18 protein-coding genes are annotated in these 18,477 nt (G+C 44.0%); 3 read left to right on the top strand and 15 right to left on the bottom strand.

The genetic code is table 11. From position 1 onward, the window contains the following. Positions 1 to 2: 2 nt before the first annotated feature. A complete protein-coding gene (locus HII16_RS05095; RefSeq protein ID WP_169128090.1) occupies positions 3 to 1,046 on the bottom strand; it encodes a rod shape-determining protein in 1,044 nt (347 codons plus the stop codon). A 477-nt stretch (positions 1,047 to 1,523) separates the two neighbouring features. On the opposite strand from HII16_RS05095, the gene HII16_RS05090 reads away from it, so the two are divergent. Then, positions 1,524 to 2,474 (top strand): pyridoxal-phosphate dependent enzyme, encoded by a 951-nt coding sequence (locus HII16_RS05090; protein ID WP_169128088.1) that lies wholly within the window; start codon positions 1,524 to 1,526, stop codon positions 2,472 to 2,474. 50 nt (positions 2,475 to 2,524) lie between these two features. Here HII16_RS05090 and HII16_RS05085 read toward each other — a convergent pair whose 3' ends face one another. From HII16_RS05085 to rnr, 8 genes are all read right to left on the bottom strand, one after another. Then, positions 2,525 to 3,253, bottom strand: a complete 729-nt coding sequence (locus HII16_RS05085) for a complement resistance protein TraT (RefSeq protein WP_135439023.1) — start codon at positions 3,251 to 3,253, stop codon at positions 2,525 to 2,527. Positions 3,254 to 3,265: 12 nt separating this feature from the next. Next, positions 3,266 to 3,976, bottom strand: coding sequence for a complement resistance protein TraT (locus HII16_RS05080; RefSeq protein ID WP_169128086.1), 711 nt, complete (start codon positions 3,974 to 3,976; stop codon positions 3,266 to 3,268). A gap of 201 nt (positions 3,977 to 4,177) precedes the next feature. Continuing rightward, on the bottom strand, positions 4,178 to 4,630 hold the full coding sequence (gene rplI, locus HII16_RS05075; RefSeq protein WP_135439021.1) for a 50S ribosomal protein L9: 453 nt from the start codon (positions 4,628 to 4,630) through the stop codon (positions 4,178 to 4,180). Between the two features lie 18 nt (positions 4,631 to 4,648). After that, positions 4,649 to 4,876 (bottom strand): 30S ribosomal protein S18, encoded by a 228-nt coding sequence (gene rpsR, locus HII16_RS05070; RefSeq protein WP_169128084.1) that lies wholly within the window; start codon positions 4,874 to 4,876, stop codon positions 4,649 to 4,651. Positions 4,877 to 4,885: 9 nt separating this feature from the next. Further along, a complete protein-coding gene (gene priB, locus HII16_RS05065) occupies positions 4,886 to 5,194 on the bottom strand; it encodes a primosomal replication protein N (protein ID WP_169128082.1) in 309 nt (102 codons plus the stop codon). A 6-nt stretch (positions 5,195 to 5,200) separates the two neighbouring features. Continuing rightward, complete coding sequence (rpsF, locus tag HII16_RS05060; RefSeq protein WP_135439018.1) at positions 5,201 to 5,611, bottom strand: 30S ribosomal protein S6; 411 nt, start codon at positions 5,609 to 5,611, stop codon at positions 5,201 to 5,203. Positions 5,612 to 5,829: 218 nt separating this feature from the next. After that, the gene (gene rlmB, locus HII16_RS05055) at positions 5,830 to 6,588 is read right to left on the bottom strand and encodes a 23S rRNA (guanosine(2251)-2'-O)-methyltransferase RlmB (protein ID WP_169128080.1); all 759 of its coding nucleotides are present in this window, start codon (positions 6,586 to 6,588) and stop codon (positions 5,830 to 5,832) included. 39 nt (positions 6,589 to 6,627) lie between these two features. Then, positions 6,628 to 9,036: a ribonuclease R gene (gene rnr, locus HII16_RS05050; RefSeq protein WP_169128078.1), complete on the bottom strand. Its 2,409-nt coding sequence runs from the start codon at positions 9,034 to 9,036 to the stop codon at positions 6,628 to 6,630. 136 nt (positions 9,037 to 9,172) lie between these two features. Between rnr and HII16_RS05045 the strand changes: the two genes are divergently transcribed. Together HII16_RS05045 and HII16_RS05040 are read left to right on the top strand one after the other, a co-directional pair. After that, positions 9,173 to 9,604, top strand: a complete 432-nt coding sequence (locus HII16_RS05045; protein WP_169128076.1) for a cytochrome c — start codon at positions 9,173 to 9,175, stop codon at positions 9,602 to 9,604. A 20-nt stretch (positions 9,605 to 9,624) separates the two neighbouring features. Beyond that, positions 9,625 to 10,281 carry a cytochrome b/b6 domain-containing protein gene (locus HII16_RS05040; protein WP_169128074.1) on the top strand — a complete coding sequence of 219 codons (657 nt, stop codon included), beginning with the start codon at positions 9,625 to 9,627 and terminating at the stop codon, positions 10,279 to 10,281. Positions 10,282 to 10,365: 84 nt separating this feature from the next. Here the strand turns inward: HII16_RS05040 and HII16_RS05035 are convergent, their stop codons facing one another. From HII16_RS05035 to HII16_RS05010, 6 genes are all read right to left on the bottom strand, one after another. Continuing rightward, positions 10,366 to 11,232: a TraB/GumN family protein gene (locus HII16_RS05035; protein ID WP_169128072.1), complete on the bottom strand. Its 867-nt coding sequence runs from the start codon at positions 11,230 to 11,232 to the stop codon at positions 10,366 to 10,368. Positions 11,233 to 11,335: 103 nt separating this feature from the next. Further along, a complete protein-coding gene (locus tag HII16_RS05030; RefSeq protein ID WP_169128070.1) occupies positions 11,336 to 12,760 on the bottom strand; it encodes a M20/M25/M40 family metallo-hydrolase in 1,425 nt (474 codons plus the stop codon). Positions 12,761 to 12,811: 51 nt separating this feature from the next. Then, positions 12,812 to 15,940, bottom strand: a complete 3,129-nt coding sequence (locus tag HII16_RS05025; RefSeq protein WP_169128068.1) for an efflux RND transporter permease subunit — start codon at positions 15,938 to 15,940, stop codon at positions 12,812 to 12,814. After that, the gene (locus tag HII16_RS05020) at positions 15,941 to 17,041 is read right to left on the bottom strand and encodes an efflux RND transporter periplasmic adaptor subunit (protein WP_169128066.1); all 1,101 of its coding nucleotides are present in this window, start codon (positions 17,039 to 17,041) and stop codon (positions 15,941 to 15,943) included. A 203-nt stretch (positions 17,042 to 17,244) separates the two neighbouring features. After that, complete coding sequence (gene erpA, locus HII16_RS05015; protein ID WP_169128064.1) at positions 17,245 to 17,586, bottom strand: iron-sulfur cluster insertion protein ErpA; 342 nt, start codon at positions 17,584 to 17,586, stop codon at positions 17,245 to 17,247. A 128-nt stretch (positions 17,587 to 17,714) separates the two neighbouring features. Next, positions 17,715 to 18,434, bottom strand: a complete 720-nt coding sequence (locus tag HII16_RS05010) for a DUF6776 family protein (protein WP_169128062.1) — start codon at positions 18,432 to 18,434, stop codon at positions 17,715 to 17,717. Positions 18,435 to 18,477 lie beyond the last annotated feature (43 nt).

Here is an 18,477-nt window from a genome sequence, read left to right as displayed (position 1 = left end):
GTTTACTCGTAAGCAAACAGATCACCACCGTGCATATCAATCATTTCCAGTGCCTTACCGCCACCTCGTGCAACACACGTTAGTGGATCGTCAGCAACAATAACCGGAATGCCCGTTTCTTCGGCAAGTAATCGATCTAAGTCTTTCAACAAAGCACCACCACCGGTCAACACCATACCGCGTTCAGAAATATCTGACGCTAGTTCTGGTGGACATTGTTCAAGTGCAACCATAACCGCACTGACAATACCAGTAAGAGGTTCTTGCAAGGCTTCAAGAATTTCATTGCTGTTCAGCGTGAAACTTCTTGGCACACCTTCAGCAAGGTTACGACCACGAACTTCGATTTCCATCATCTCTTCGCCTGGGTAGGCACTGCCGATTTCTTGTTTGATGCGCTCTGCGGTTGCTTCACCAATCAAACTACCAAAGTTACGACGTACGTAGTTAATGATGGCGTCATCAAATTTGTCGCCACCAATTCGCACTGAAGATGAGTAAACTAGGCCATTAAGTGAGATGATACCAACTTCAGTCGTACCACCACCAATATCAACAACCATAGAACCTTCTGCTGCAGATACAGGTAAGTCAGCACCGATTGCCGCCGCCATAGGCTCATCAATTAGGTAAACATCACGTGCACCAGCACCAAGTGCTGATTCTTTAATCGCACGTCGCTCAACCTGTGTAGAACCACAAGGAACACAAACCAATACTCTCGGGCTTGGACGCAAGAAGTTATTTGAATGAACTTGTTTGATGAAGTGCTGCAACATTTTTTCAGTAACAAAAAAGTTGGCGATAACACCATCTTTCATTGGACGAATAGCCTCAATATTACCCGGCGTACGACCCAACATTTGTTTTGCTGCAGTACCGACAGCGGCAACACTTTTATTGCCACCAGCTTTGTCTTGACGAATCGCAACTACTGACGGCTCGTCAAGAACAATCCCCTGATCTTTAACATAAATTAAAGTATTGGCTGTCCCCAAATCAATAGACAGGTCATTTGAGAACATTCCACGTAAAACTTTCAACATGTGGAGGTAATTCCTTTAGCTTGTTTGCTGGGTATAATGATGGTTTCGAAAACCAACATCGTAGCCAAGCTTTATTATCATTAGAGCGCGTTGTTTTTTGTGATGTTTAAACCAACCAAAGTTTAACCATTACAAGGCAACACATCCTAGGTAAATTTTTCTTAAATAATACGCTTATCATACCCGACTCTGCCCTAAAAGACAGGGGTAAACATGAAAAAACAGCAAAAAATTTCACCTATGCAAAACTAAGCGTTAATTTTCAATATTTAGCCATTCGTCAATTATTAACAATCGTAGGAAAAATACGGCGAATATCGCATAATGATGACTTCAATCAGTGGTGCCAATATACAACTTCAAGCTTTACAATGATTCATTTTTGCCAAGCTGATATGATAAAATTCGGTAACTCAAAACAGTACAATGCAAGTAACCATTATTTCATTATAAATAAGGAAGATAAAAGCGTTACAGATGAGTCCGTTACAGCCAATTTTAATTGATGAATTTAAACACGCAGGCATCGAAGTAATGATCAAGCGTGACGACTTATTGCACCCGATTATCTCCGGCAATAAATGGCGTAAACTAAAGTACAACCTACTTGAGGCGAAGAACCAAAGTATCAAAAAGGTTATTAGTTTTGGTGGTGCCTATTCAAATCACATTCACGCCCTAGCGTACGCCTGCAAATTACAGCAGTTAGATTGCCTCGGCATTATTCGTGGTGAGTCCGAATACCAAAACAACTTTACCTTAAGTTGGGCTAGGCACTGGGGAATGAATTTACAATTTGTCGATAGGCAGACCTATCGATTACGCCATCAACAAGCATTTTTGCAGCAACTAGCCAGTCAACATGAGCGCAGTATGATCATCCCGGAAGGCGGTTCAAACCATTTAGCCTTACCCGGTATTGCCGAAATCATTGATGAGCTTGAACTGCAAACAAAGTATGACTACCTCATTACCCCCGTCGGTAGTGGCGGCACCTTAGCTGGTTTGATACAGGCTGATAAAAATCGCCATCAATTACTGGGTATTTCGGTTTTAAAACAAGACGGCTATCTCGAGCAAGAAGTCGCAAATTTACTGCCGCAATCGGCTCAAGATTATCCTAACTGGCGCATTATTAATGACCATCATTGCGGCGGCTATGGTAAGTTCAAAGCAGAGCATGTCGCACAAATAGCCGATCTCATACAGCGCACGAATATTCCATTCGAACCGGTCTATTCGGGTAAGATGATGCTGGCTTTAATGGCTATGGCCAAGTCAGGTTATTTCGCACCAGGCAGTCGCGTTGTGTTGTTACATACAGGAGGGTTACAGGGCTTAGGTGGGTTGGCGCAGCGCCAGCGTATAAATCCTAGCGACTTTATTATGCCAATTTCGGCGCCAGATTCGGAACAGTCAATTAAATAATATATCAGGCCAGTAAATACCGGCCCGACATAAACGTCTTAACTGTTTTTTTAAAGCATACCAGATAGCGACGTAATCAAACCTTGGCGCAATGCCGGTTCCGCCTCTTCAAATTTAAGGTTGGCTTTATTGGCCAGTGAGACAATGCGAGTTTGATACTTTTTACGATCGACAACTTCCGACGACGTTTGTGTTTTCGAACCCGATTCACCTTGTTTTAATACGGCTTTCTCTGATTGATTTACGCGTACACCGTCTTTGGCTTTTTCAGAAATCTGAATATCGGTGATCATGGTAAATAAATTATCATCGACCATAGCATCAAAGATAACCCCTAGGCCTGCACCGGCAACGCCTGCGGCTATTTGCCCTGTACCATCACCAAATTGTGCGCCCGCGGCGGCACCAGCGACAGCTGAGCCGAAGGTACCGAACGAATCACCTGAGCGTAAATCGGTACGACCCACTTGTAATACGTTAACTTGCAACCAATAGTGTGCTGCTTCTGGATCATCTATAACTTGGTATCCTTTAGCTGCAATGGCATTTCTAACTTCATTTTCATAGGTCAAGCCAGGCTTGTCGGATGTATTGCGCAGTTGCAAAAACACCGTGCGTTTATCCGCTGATACCGGGTCTAACCAGACGGTTGAAGACATTTTCGTTTGCACATCCAAATTGCGCTTTTTAACCGATGTGTGCAAGGCACCGCAACCGGCTAGCGACAGCGTGAAGATGGCAAGTAATAGTGTGGCAAAATACTGCTTGTACTGTTTCATTATCGTTCCTCGTTACAAAATGCCAGACATTGACTGTATCAATCCCTGTAATAATTGTTGTTCAGCTTCTTCAAAGGTCAAATTAACCTGATTAGCTGTAGATGTTATGCGTGTCTGATACTTTTTGCGGCCTACAATCTCAACACTGTCTTGTTGGACGTTGCCTGATTCACCTTGTTTTAAGGTCGCCTCATTCGTTTCGGTTACTCTGACACCATCTTTGGCTTTCTCTGAAATCTGCAAATCAGTGATCATGACATAGACGATATCGCTAACCAAAGCATCGGTAAGCACACCAATTAAACCGCCGACGACAGTTGCCGCAACCTGGCCATCACCATCGCCAAACATTGAGCCTATCTGTGCGCCTTGAATCGCGGCGCCATAACCTTTGTCGCGACCATTGACGCTACGTAAATCGGAGCGACCTACTTGCAAGACATTAGCTTGAATCCAGTAATGTGCCTGATCAGGATCATCAACAATGGTGTAACCTTTGGCGGCAATCGCATTGGCTACCGGGGTGGCATAATCTATTTGTTGTTTATCAGAGGTATTTCTTAATTGCAGATAAACGGTGCGTTTTTCTGCTGGGACAGGTTCAAGCATTATCGTCGCAGACATTTGAGTCTCGACCTGTAAATCCTTTTTATCGACCGCAGTATGCAAAGCCCCGCAGCCAACCACACCCCAGGATAAAATAAAAAATAGTATAAGTTTCATACCTTTAAAAGGCATACATCTACATCCTGTATAAGCTTATAGTTGATATCATCATACTCCATAAGACCTCAGAAAGTCGAAAATTGCTCAATTTTTTTGTAACTGAATTTGAAACTAAGCATGTTTCACTGAATGCAAAGACAAAAAAGCCCGACTAATTAATATTAGTCGGGCTTTTTTTAAATCGAAAAAATATTTCGATTAAGCTTCCGCGATAACAACAACTTTAACAGTTGTGTCTACGTCCGCGTGTAGGTGGATAGTGATTTCATATTCACCAGTTTCACGGATAGTACCTAGAGGAAGACGAACTTCAGCTTTAGCAACTTCAACACCAGCTTCAGTTAAAGCTTCAGCGATGTCGTTAGTGCCGATTGAACCGAATAGTTTACCTTCGTCACCTGCTTTAGAAGCAATAGTTACTTCAGCAAGTTCAGTAAGCTTAACAGCGCGAGCTTCAGCAGCTGCTAATTCGTCAGCTAGTTTAGCTTCAAGTTCAGCACGACGAGCTTCAAAGTGCTCAACGTTCGCTTTAGAAGCGATTACTGCTTTACCTTGTGGAAGTAGGAAGTTACGAGCGTAACCAGATTTCACTTCTACCTGATCACCCAGGCCGCCTAACTTGGCAATTTTATCAAGAAGAATTACTTGCATGTTAATAGCCCCTTTAGGTTACTTGTGTAGATCTGTATATGGTAGCAAAGATAAGTAACGAGCACGCTTGATCGCACGACCAAGTTGACGTTGATACTTAGCTGACGTACCAGTGATACGGCTAGGAACGATTTTACCACTTTCAGTGATGTAGTTTTTTAATGTAGCGATATCTTTGTAATCGATTTCTGCTACACCTTCTGCGCTAAAGCGACAGAACTTGCGACGTCTAAATAAACGAGACATGGATTTCTCCTAATTAATCATTTCTACGTTTTGGGCATGCAGTACCAAAATCGGATTTCCGTTTCTGGATTCATGACGGTTAATAAAACCTGTCACTTTTACTTGTGTACCCAATACTAATTCACGAGATAAATTTTGTGACCAACTACCTGTTGCCACCACCTGCATTCTGACGAATGACTGACGATTCAAGCCTGCTTCGGTTTGCGTTGACTTATGGTCAATTGAAAACTTGCAGTGGGCTATACCAGCTGGTGTTATCGACAATTGCGGGGCTCTCATAACCTCGCCTGTCAAAACAAGACAATTTTCAGTCACTAATTACTATTCTTCGCTTGCAGCTTCTTCAGCTTTTGCTTCAGCAGCTGGCGCTTCTTTAGCAACTTCTTTTTTCTCGCGACGGTCTTGACGTTCTTCTTTGGCAGCAGCCATTGGAGACGCTTCAGTTACCGCACCTTTAGTACGCATGATCATGTTACGGATAACTACATCGTTGTAACGGAAAGAAGTTTCTAATTCATCAACTACTGACTGTGGCGCTTCAACGTTCATAAGAACGTAGTGTGCTTTGTGCAGCTTGTTGATTGGGTAAGCTAGTTGACGACGACCCCAGTCTTCTAGACGGGTGATCTTGCCTTCAGCAGCTTCGATCATATCGGTATAACGTTGGATCATACCGTTAACTTGTTCACTCTGATCAGGGTGAACCATAAATACGATTTCGTAATGACGCATTACGAGCTCCCTACGGTTGTAGCCTCTTTCTGGCTCAGCCACACCAGCATAAAGGCAAGGAACGAATAAAGTGGCTGAATTAAGCTGGCGTATTGTAGGGAAAATGAACAGTAAAGGCAAGTAATTGTTTGCAACCAAATTACCGAGCCGCTTAGATTTATAAACAGCTCAGCAAAATAGTTATAATTATCTGAATATGAAAGGATTATCTAATCGATTTAGCTGTGAAGACGTTGTCGAACAATTTCAAATAAACAGATGCCTGAGGCAACCGATACATTCAAACTGGAGACTGAACCTGCCATTGGCAACTTAACCAACTCATCACAGGTTTCTCGCGTGAGACGGCGCATGCCCTTGCCTTCTGCGCCCATAACCAATGCCATTGGCCCGAGCAACTTACACTCATATAGGCTATGTTCAGCTTCTCCAGCGGTGCCGACTACCCAAACACCAAGCTGTTGCAATTGTTTTAATGCTCTAGTTAAATTAGTCACTTGCACTAATGGTACGGTTTCAGTCGCACCTACCGCGACCTTACGCACTGTTGAGGTGATGCGTGCCGCATTATCTTTTGGCACGATGATAGCTTGCACGCCAGCGGCGTCGGCGTTACGTAAACAGGCACCAAGATTGTGCGGGTCAGTTACCCCATCCAACACCAAAAAGAATGGTACCTGACCACGCGCTGTTGCATCATTCAATATCGTATCAAGGTCTTGCTCGCTATAAACCTTACCAGGCTTAACTCTGGCAATAACGCCTTGATGTTGCTCACCGCCGCTTTTGTCATCCATCGCCTTACGGTGGGTAAATTGCACGGCAACACCGTATTTACGAGCCAAATTAATGATCGGCATCATGCGCTCATCTTCCCTGCCTTTGAGACACCAAATTTCAATAAAGCGCTCAGGGGCGCGTTTAATTAGGGAATTAACGGCGTGTATACCAAATACCAATTCATCTTGCTTAGCCATGTGTCGATTATTCTCTTTTACTGTGTTACTTGGTGAATTCTAAGATTTTGTGCGTTTGCGCGCATTCTTTCCAGGCCTTGGTTTTGCCTTGTTGCGACGGCTCGCTTTAGACTTGCTTTTGCTCTTTTTCGCTGGTTTATCATCTTTGTTTGTTTTAGCCGAACCTCGCGACCATAAATCAGGGCCTTGTTCAGCTTTTTTAGCGGCCTTCTTGTTGGCATTCTTTGTCTTCTTGCGAAGGTTTTTACCAGCACGCTCTAATACCGCATTATCGCCGGCCAAAATAAGATCAATTTTCTTCTCTTCAAGATTTACCGCTGCCACTTGCACACTGACTATATCGCCAACATGGTAGGTTTGCTTGGTTTTTTCACCAACTAAGCACATACGTACTTCATCATGTGAATAAAAGTCTTTACCCAAAGAGCTGATGTGTACCAAGCCTTCGATATGAAAGTCTTGCAGGCGGGCGAAGAAACCAAAGTTAGTGACCGTGGCAATAACCCCGGTGAATGTATCACCGACATGGTCTTGCATAAACTCACACTTAAGCCAGTCAGCCACTTCACGTGTTGCCTCATCAGCACGACGTTCCGTCATTGAGCAGTGCTCGCCTAATTCGGTGACTTGTTGCTCATCATAGGTGTGAAAGCCGGCGTTGACTCTGTCAGTTTGCTGCTGTTCAAGTACGGCTTTAATGACTCTGTGCACCACCAAGTCCGGATAACGACGAATTGGCGAGGTAAAGTGCGCGTATTGCGGCAGGGCCAATCCAAAGTGACCGATATTCTCAGCCTGATATACTGCTTGTTTCATCGAGCGCAGCATCATTGTTTGAATCAGTTCTTTGTCTGGTCGCTCGGCAATGCGTCCAGCTATTTCACCAAAATCGTGTGGCTCAGGCTCTTCTTTCTTGGCTAATTCAATACCAAGTTCAGCCAAATAACTAACAAGGTTGTTGTATTTTTCTGAGTTTGGCTTGTCATGAACACGAAATAAGCCCGGCTTTTGATGCTTCTCGATAAATTTAGCGGTAGATACGTTTGCCAGAATCATACACTCTTCAATGATTTTGTGTGCATCGTTGCGTACCACAGGCTCCACTGAGTCAATTTTACGATTGGCGTTATAAATAAAGCGTACTTCTTCGGTTTCAAATTCTATTGCACCACGATTGCGACGTGCATGCACTAGGGCATGATACATAGCGTGTAATTGCTCAAGATCGCTGACTTGCTCAGCATATTGTTGGCGCAGTTCTTTATCACCGTCTAATATGGCAGCGACTTTGGTGTAGGTAAAACGTGCATGCGAGCGCATTAATGCCGGATAAAACTTAGAGCCAGTCAATTTACCATTGGCACTAACCGTCATCTCACACACCATACATAGGCGGTCAACGTCAGGGTTTAATGAACACAAACCATTAGATAGTACTTCCGGTAGCATAGGGACAACTTGATTTGGGAAGTATACTGAATTCCCGCGCTTAATCGCCTCTTCATCTAGTGCGGTACCAGGTCGAACATAATAACTGACATCGGCAATAGCGACCCACAAACGCCAACCACCGGAAGGCTTACTTTGACAATAAACGGCGTCATCGAAATCGCGCGCGTCTTCACCATCGATGGTTACTAACGGTAAATCACGCAGATCGACGCGCCCCTGCTTAGCGGCTTCATCGACTTCACTATCAAGATTGTCGATTTCTTCAAGCAAAGCCTGCGGCCAGCTATGAGGAATATCGTGACTGTGTATTGCCACCTGCACTTCCATGCCAGGTGCCATATGCTCACCGAGCACTTCAACCACTTTACCCAAGGCGGTACTGCGCTTTGACGGGCGCTGAACTAATTCAATAATAACCATGTTGCCATGACGGGCGCCAAGGCGTTTGTCGCTAGGGATGATGATCTCATGGCATATACGCGCGTCTTCAGGCACAACCGTGATCACCGAATGCTCGACAAATATGCGGCCAATGATTTTTTCTTTACGAGGCACCAGCACATCAAGCACTTTAATTTCTTGGCGACCTTTGGCATCGTCACTTGCCGTAACCCGCGCTTCAACCACATCACCATGGATCAAGTTACGCATTTCATAAAATGGAATAAACAAATCTTTATCGCCGGTATCTGGTTTTAAGAAACCAAAGCCGTCTCGATGACCGATAACTTGACCGGTAATAATTTGTTTTTCTGTGGCAATGGCGTATTGCTTAAATTTGGTAAAAACTAATTGACCAGAATTTTCCATCGCTCTTAAACGACGTTTAATGGCAATTTTTTGCTCTTCCTCGCGATACCCCAAGGCTTTGATGATTTGCGCCAGGCTCATTGGAAAACCCTTTTGTTCGAGAAGATTTAGAATATATTCTCGACTGGCAATTGGCTTGTCATATTTAGCAGCTTCGCGCTGAAAATTGGGATCTTTAGATTTCACGATTTGATCTGTCTGGTTTTTTAGTTAGTATACCACCTTAAATTTAAATGTGGCTTGAATTTAATTTGCTAGGTGTCGGTGGGTAACGCTGCCGATAAAAGTAAAATCGAATCAAGTTAGCTAAAGGAAGTATAAAATGATTAAAAAAGTATTACTCGGCGCCCTGATCAGCCTTTCAACCATGTCGACTGCATTTGCAGCTCACCCTATGTGTGGCGAAACAGAGCTTGCACGCATCATGTCTGACATGAAGAACAATATGAAAGCGATTAAAAATTCATTTAAACGTGGTGAGCAAGAATTACTAGACGACGCTGCAAAAGCGTTATTGTCGAACATTCGTGAAAGCGATACTTTAGTGCCATTGTCTATTTCAGATAAACAAGAACTAAGCGAAGAGCAAAAGAAACAGTTCAACGATTACCAAAAAGGCATGGCTGCACTTGAAGAAGCGGCCATGGAACTAATCGCTGCCAAAGATGATGCTGAACGCAAAGCGGCAATCGGTAAAATCGGTAAAACCGCAAAGAAAGGTCATAAAGCCTTTAAAATGGATTGCGACGAGTAAGTTCGCCCGCGGTAACCATTATGCAGTCGATACGTGTTTGGGATAACTTTACCCGCTTATATCATATCAGCCAGCTGATACTTCTCGGTTTGCTTTGGTATAGCGGTGATAATGCTGACTTTGAATTGCATTTTCAGTGCGGATTCGCCTTGGCCGGCCTATGGATTACTCGCATCATTTGGGGATTTTGTGGCAGCGATACATCAAGATTTGGCCACTTTATCAAATCCCCTTGGCGAGTGTTAAAAGCTTGGCGGAGCAACCTAATAGTCCAGCCACATCAAGGTCATAACCCGGTTGGCGGTTACATGGTGTTGGCATTGTTAGGCACCTTATTTCTGCAAATTATCACCGGCTTATTTGCTACCGATGATGTGTTGGCAGAAGGCCCGCTTTACGCATTTGTCAGCGAAAGTACGGTTGAATTCATGGACAGTCTGCATGCTAGCAATTTCGATATTTTACTGATTTTGATAGCCATTCATACCCTAGCCGGTATTTTGCATTTAATACGTGGTGATAATGTCATCAAAGCAATTATTACTGGTAAAAAGAAAGTGCCGGTTAAATATGCGGTCACTGAGCACAATTTTAAATCAGCGTTATTGCCGACCATTGTATGGTTGTTCGTTGCCGCCATACTCTATTATTTGGGTATGTCTTACGCCAGCTATTAATTGCGTCAGTAAAATATTTTGAAAACAAAAGGCTCAACGTTATCGCTAACAGTTGAGCCTTTTTAATGATGACAAGCGATTAATTTATAATTGCTTTACGGTATAACCTTTATCTTTTAAAGTTTTTAATACACCGTCACTACCGACTAAATGCAGGGCACCGACCAGAACAAATTCCACTTCATCGGTTTTGAAGTAGCTTTCGATATCATCAATCCAATTATTGTTGCGAGTCACAATCAATGAATTGTATGATTTTGGAAATTTGTCTTTCCAATCTTTTGCCGCTAAATCAAACAGAGCTTGGCTATCACCGTCGCGCCATGCAGCTTTCATTTCTGCCATCATATCCGCTAGGCGACCCATATCATCTAAGGTGTAATTGATGTATTCATCTTCATAACCTTGACCCATATTGGCCAAAAACTCTATTTGCTCTTCTGGCAGCTCTAAAAATTTAAAGGATTTATCATCATTATTGCCGCGCATGGTGTAGAACATATCAACACCGGTACCGCCAATTCCAAGGCGTTGCAGTTCAATCATGGTCAAGGTGATTGACAACATTGATGGCTTTAACGGTTTTAACTGAGCAATGGGTAACTGACGCTCAGTCATATAGGTATTAAGGCGTTTCACGGTTTCAGGTTTTAAAACATCTTCATAGGTTCGACCATCCTGATAGGTCATCTTCTTCATCATTTGTTGCTGAAATGCCGGCGTTTGTGTGGCACTCATGTCCATTTCAAGAACCAGTATCTGTGATTTACTATACGCTTGCTCAAACGCTTCAGGTAATGGGTAATCACTTTGCGCCAGTACATGCACGGTACCACCAAGATAAACCGTCTGACCGTCTTTACTGACTTGCCAAACTGGTGATTTCGCACTGGCAATCGTGGTAAACAAACATAGTGTCGCCGCTGCGGTGAACTTCCATAGTCGATTCATATTTTTTCCTTTTTATTGGGTTTTCTCAAACTCATTTTAGGCCAAATAACAAAAAGGCCAATATCTGATATTGGCCTTTTCTTTTTCATTTGTAAATTATTGGTTACTTGCTAGCAGACTCGCTTGAACGAAACTCGGTGTCTGCTTGAGCGGAAAAATAAGCGAAAATGGTATATACCGCGGTGTTTTGCTGCAAATCTTCTGGATTAACTTTATCCAAGGTATCGTTCTCGGTATGGTGAATATCGAAATAACGAGTGCCATCTGGGGTAAAGTTCATCGCAGGAACGCCTTTATCGGTTACCAAGCCCATATCAGACTGGCCACGACCTTGGTTCGCAGTATTGTATGCCACACCCAATGGTTTTAGATACGACGCCAGCTCATCAATAGCTGGTACCGCTGCGTCGGCGACATTAGACTGCATCGCGTAAATCTTACCAAGACCAAAGTCCCACTCTGCAGCGATAACATGGTTTGCCAAGGTGTCTTTTTGATTGATGACATACTGTTTAGCACCTAATAGGCCAACTTCTTCACCAGCAAATAAAATAACACGAATAGTACGCTTTGGACGCTCAGCTAATTTACCAATATGAGCCGTAGCCGCCATAACCATAGCAACACCTAAACCATCATCAATTGCACCAGTGCCAACGTCCCAACTATCAAGGTGAGCACCAAGGGCAACGATTTGCTCTGGCAATTCTGAACCGGTGATTTCACCAATAACGTTAGCGCCTTTTACCGTTACCACTTCATTACGCATCGCCGTCACTTTTAATGAAAATTGCACTGGCTTATTACGTTTAAATTGGTTTACCAACAGGTCCGCATCAGGGTTTGATAACGCAACCGCCGGGATACGTTTTACGCCATTTTCATAGCGGGTAATACCTGTGTGTGGGGTACGATTATCGTCAGTACCGACAGAACGCATAATAAAACCAACGGCACCTTTTTGTGCGGCAACACTCGCACCACGTACTCGCGCCCCCACCGCTTTGCCATAACCTTTACCGGTCTTAAAGCGTTCCATACGGTAAGATACAAAGGCAATCTTGCCTGTTAGGCTATCTGCTTCAGCGGCTTCTAGATCAGCCAATGTATTAAAATGAATAACCTCAGCTTCAATGGCTTTATCACCGGTACCAACGCTTTCCCCTAAGGCAATGGCTTTTACAGGTTGTGGGAATGGCGCCAATACTTTTGCTTCAACGTCGCCACGAATCCACTGGAAATGAGCAACCTCTTCGGTCCAGACTTTATCAAAGCCAAGACTTTGCATCTTTTCTACAGCCCACTTTATGGCACGTTTGTCACCTTCGGTGCCAATCATACGCGCACCAACTTCAGTCGTTAATGACTCTTCAATTTCATAGGCTAAATCTGAGCTCAAGGCGGTCTCGCCCAATTGTGTCAATTGCGCTCGTTGTTCTTCGCTAAGAACCGAGGCTTGTTTTGCTGATACCGAAGCGGTAACCAAAAGCGCTAGCGAAACCGTTAGCGACAAAACTTTATTCATCATAAATGTATCCCAACATGCATGCCTGACCATACGGATTGTCAGTCAGGCTTATTAAACTTCTTCAAAGGCTGGAGCCGGTTGCCATTGTACATGCTTTTTCGGCTGATGTTTATAGTCACGTATGGCTAATAAACAAGGGGTTAAGATCAACGTCAGCAAGGTAGCAAATGCTAAGCCGCCAGCCACGGCGGTGGCCAATTGCGCCCACCACTGAGTTGACGGTGCGCCAAAGCTGATATCACGGCCAACAAAGTCGATATTCATTTGTAATACCATGGGCATTAGACCCAATATGGTGGTAATTGTGGTCAATAATACCGGTCGTAAACGTTGCGCGCCGGTGCGTAAAATGGCATCTTTTGCCGCCAAACCTTGGGCCCGTAACACATTATAGGTATCGATCAGAACGATATTGTTATTAACCACAATGCCGGCCAATGAAATCACCCCCAGCCCTGACATGACAATGCCAAATGGTTTACCGGCAATGAGCAGCGCTAAGAACACACCTACGGTTGAAAATAACACCGCCGATAAAATCAAAAACGATTGATAAAAGCTATTAAATTGGGTCACCAAGATAATCGCCATAACAAACAAGGCAACGCCAAAGGCATTAAGCAAAAAGTCTTGTGACTCCTGCTGATCTTCATTTTCGCCAGTGAACTTAACGGCAACGCTATACCAATCAACATCCAGTTTTTTTAAATCTTGTTGTAGTTTTGGCAATTCTTGAGATAACAAAACCCCTGATGCCATATCCGCTTGAATGGTAATCACTCGACGTGAATCAATACGACGAATCACGTCAACTTTTTGTGCCGCCTTTTTCTCGACAAAATTAGTCACCGGCACTAAGCCATCATTGGTTTTTAAACGCAGCTCATCCAAACGAGTAATGCTGCGTTTCTCAGGAGGAAAACGCACACGAATATCTAATTCATCGTCCACATCATCTGGGCGGTATTCACCGAGCTTCAAACCATTGGTAACCATTTGTACTGAGGTACCGACCAAGGTTGCATCAGCACTGAAGGTGGCCGCTAACGCACGATCGACTTTTAATTGCCACTCGATGCCAGGCTTTGAACCGCCATCTTCGACATTAATAAATTTGTCGCTGGCCATCATCGCTTGAGAAATCTTGCGTACCGCGTCTTGTAACTTATCTGGATAACGAGATGATAACTCTAATGCGATATCCTTGCCCTGCTGAGGCCCCATTTTATCTTTACGCACTTCCACTTGTACGCCGGCGTAATTGTCGACTCGACGATGAATATCCTGCACCACATCCTCCGCCGACTCGCGGAACTGCCAATTCATTAAATTAACCCGCAAACGACCAACAATATCTTCGCCGCCGACGCGCGTATAAAGCGATTTGATCGCCTCAATATCAAGGACGCGATGTTCTATTTCGCGCATGATTTCATCTTTTTCATCAATTGACAGATCGCCAAATGAACGCACAATAACGTTAATGCCGTCAGGTTCAACATCTGGGAAGAATTCACTACCTAGACCTGAGCTCCAATAATTGGTGAACACCGTCACGGCTAGCAATAACGTAAAAGCGAGTACTTTTGCTGGATGGCGTATCGCCAGCGTTAACAGGCGTAGATACTTGCCCATAAAACCGCTTATTTTGCTTAAATCACCGCTTTCTGCCAAGAGTAATTGTTGCTTTTGATTGGCGCTTATTGGGCGTGGTTTGCCCCACAGGGCGCCCATGGTTGGCACGAAAATTAACGCCATAAGCAGTGATGCCGTTAATACCGCAATTAGGGTTATTGGCATGAACTTCATAAATTCACCCATCATCCCTGGCCAGAACAATAAAGGTGCAAAGGCTGCTAACGTAGTCGCGGTTGAGGCAATGATTGGCCATGCCATTCGTTTTGCTGCCAAGGCATAAGCTTGCTCTTTATTCATGCCTTCACCCATTTGCCGGTCGGCAAACTCGGTGACAACAATAGCGCCGTCAACAAGCATGCCGACCGCCATGATTAAGGCAAATAGAACCACAATATTAACGGTCAAGCCAAATACCGCCAGCACCAAAATACCGGTTAAAAATGATCCCGGTATGGATAAACCGACCAGACTGGCGGTTCGTGCGCCAAGCGCTGCGACAATGACAATAACCACCAATACGACGGCTGAGATCACGTTATTTTGCAAATCACTCAACATGCTTTTCACAAAGCGAGATTGGTCACCGGTATAGTTGACTTGAATATGTTGCGGCCAAGCTTGGCGCTCCGTTTCAATTAACGCTTTGACATTATCGACTGTTTCAATAATGTTTTGCCCAGGGCGTTTTTTCACTTCAATAGACACCGCACGCTCGCCATTGATACGGGCGTATTCCGTAGGATCTTTATAGGAGCGGCGGACAATAGCCAAATCAGCAAAGGTGATGACTCTATCACCGTCTACTTTAATCGGCAGTTCCATTAAATCTTTTACTGTTTCAAACACCGACGGCACTTTAATGGCAAAACGGCCACGTCCGGTGTCCATGGTACCGGCAGGTACCAAACGGTTGTTGCGGGTAACCAAGTTAAAAATGTCGTTTTGATCAAGCCCATAACTTTCCATAAGCAATGGGTCGACGATGATCTCCAACATATCTTCGCGATCACCACCAATATCGACTTCTAATACCTGTGGCATGCTGGCAATTTTATCTTCTAAGCTCCTTGCCAAGTTAATCAAGCCTCGCTCGGTAACCGGACCGGATAAAAACACTGTTACCGCCGGTTGTTGGTTGGCCATGGTGACTTCTCGAACTACTGGTTCTTCAGTTTCATCAGGCAATTTGGCTTTCGCTAGGGTAACTTTGTCTCGCACATCAGCAAGCGCCTCTTTGGCATCGAAACCGGGCACAAACTCAAGGGTGATACTGGCATAGCTTTCGCTGGCAACCGCGCGCATTTCTTTAATACCTTCAATGGATTTGAGCTCATTTTCCATCGGCCTAACGAGCATGCGCTCAGCGTCTTCAGGAGATATGCCATCATGGATCATCGATACATAGATTTGCGGTATGGTGATATCTGGGTTTGATTCCTTAGGAATGTCGATATAGGTGAGTGCGCCGCTGATCAACAACAACGTAAATATCAATAAGATGGATCGGGTGCGGACAATCGCCGCATCTATCATCGCCAGCATCTAGTCGTTTGCCTCGACAGCCTCAACTTTATCGCCTGGGCGCACAAATCCTTGTCCCAGAGTAATAATACGTTGCTGCTCTCCTAAGCCCGTTAACCAGATACCGTCTTCTTCGCTTTTAACAATTTGGATTTTGGTAAATACAACATGATCATCAACCACCGATTTAACCCCAATATTGCCGACTTCATCAAGCGCTAATAACGCTGGCGTCAGTTTGATTGCTGGCACCATAGCCATTGGCATGTCAACTTCAGAACTGATGCCTGCAAGGTATTTCAAATCAGGGTTGTCGATGGCGATTTCCGCTTTAAAGGTATTGGTGCTTTCATTGGCGACACTGGCAATGTAACGCACCTTGCCTGTTAGACGCTGTTTATTGAGCAGAGTGATATCAGCGGTTTGCCCTTCGCGAATATGCGGTATTTGGTTTTCCGTAATATGAGCACGAATTACCAATGGGTCAAGATCCGCGACCATGGCAATGTCCTCACCAATGGCAACATAATCACCGACTTCGACATAACGTTCATTTAAGATGCCATCAAACGGGGCGACGATGGTGGTATTGGCCATATCCAGTTCGATACGGGCTAAATCGGCTTTGGCTTCAGTAACATCAGCTAAGCGTTGCGCCAGCGCAGATTCGTTTTGGTAACCACCTTTAAACAGCTCTTTGGCACCATAATAATCAACCCGTCGTTGCTTTAATAAAGTGCGGAAATGTTCTAATTGTGCCGGTAAATCATTGAGGGCAATTTTGGCGATGACGTCGCCTTTGTGAACAAAACTACCACGGCTCGCCAGCACCTCGGTGATTTCACCTTTTACTTGCGCTTGCAACGTCACATGACGATCGGGTTCGGTGCGACCATACAAGGTAACACTGTTCTCTACTTGTTCGGCGTAAAACGTTTCGACTTTAACTTTGGCTGGCGGTATGTTTTTACTGATGCTGGTATCGGGGTTTTGTTTAACATTAAAAATGCCACTGACTAACCAGATGATTAACAATAGACAAATAAGAATGGCAAGAAGATAGGGACGCTCCAGCAATGAAGAGGAAGAGTTAGAACGATTATTTTGGCCATGTGCCGCCATGAGAAATCCCAAAGTCTTTATTATTGTTAGCTGCCGTTAGATTTGGTTGTTCTAGAAGAGCAGCGTGTCATTATTATTGTCGCTAGTTCTAGTATAAAACGAAATTGCTCGATTAAGCAGCAATTAAATGCAAAAAAGCAGCAATTAATTGCTGCTTTTCAACGAGATAGACTTTAAATTTATTGGCTATTGCCATTCACGGTCTAAATAGAAAACGACGCACCACAACCACATGTGGTTTCAGCATTTGGATTATTCACCAAAAAGCGAGCGCCTTCTAAGCCTTCAACATAATCGACAATACCACCGACTAAATATTGTAAGCTCATTGGATCAACGACCATGGTGACGCCATTTTTCTCAATGGTCATATCGCCTTCATTAACTTTCTCGTCGAAAGTAAAGCCGTACTGAAAACCAGAACAACCACCCCCGGTAACATACACGCGCAGTTTAAGTTCAGCGTTCTCTTCTTCACTGATCAAAAACTTAACTTTGTTGGCAGCGGCATCGCTGAACTGGATTGGAATCTGGTTATCTGACATAACGACTTCTTAACACTCAAAAATGAATTCAACACATTCAAACAAGGCCTTTGATGCAACTGTAGACAGCAAAACCCAGCCACCTTGTTTGTTTCTAAGGCGAATTATCTTAAACCTGAGCGTTTAGATCAAGTATTACTTGGCCAAGCGTAGCTTTCATCGAGTCGATGGTACTTTTGCCACTTGCCAGACGGCAGTACCGCTGAGACATCAATTTTCTCCGGAATGAAGTTTTCTGGCAGAGTAAATTCGCCTTCAATCACCTGAAAGTATTGGAAGCTGAATGACAGCGCTTTTTTATCCAAAGCTGAGACATTACTTATGTTGATGCTTGCCGGTCGGCTTTGCAGACTGCCATCAAAGCTTACTTCAATATGTCCTTTGGCGTAGCGTTTGCTCTGCTGTTGTTGCACTAAAACGACGCGAAAACGGTAATGATTGGCACTTGCAGTTGGCATTACCTCAACTTCATCTATGATTACACCATTAGCGGTTTTTTCTGGCGCCATGATTTTTTCATAGAAAGCCAACTCTTTCTTTAACGAGAAATGGTCATCTTCAACACTGCGTAACGTTTGTTGAGCTTTGTGATTGGCAAGGCGCTCAATTTCCAACTCAACTTGCAGAGTATTAATTTGCGTACGAGCCAGCTCATTCATCTCGTAGAGTTTATCAAGACGTTGTTTTTGCTCTGTGATGACGCGGTCCTGATGATTTTTATAAGCGTGCCCAACTTTATAAGAGAGTACAGCAACCAGCAAAATGCTCGCGGCAATTATGATAAGTAGACGAAATGCACCAATCTTTTGATGAAGGTCGGAAAATGTTATTGATTTTAACCAGTTCATTTTTAACGTATTATATATTTAATCTGTAACTGTAACCGAAAAC

Origin of the sequence: Thalassotalea sp. Y01 (assembly GCF_012932945.1) — a bacterium.
Classification (GTDB): Bacteria; Pseudomonadota; Gammaproteobacteria; order Enterobacterales; family Alteromonadaceae; genus Thalassotalea_A.
This window is presented reverse-complemented; position numbering and strand designations above follow the sequence as displayed.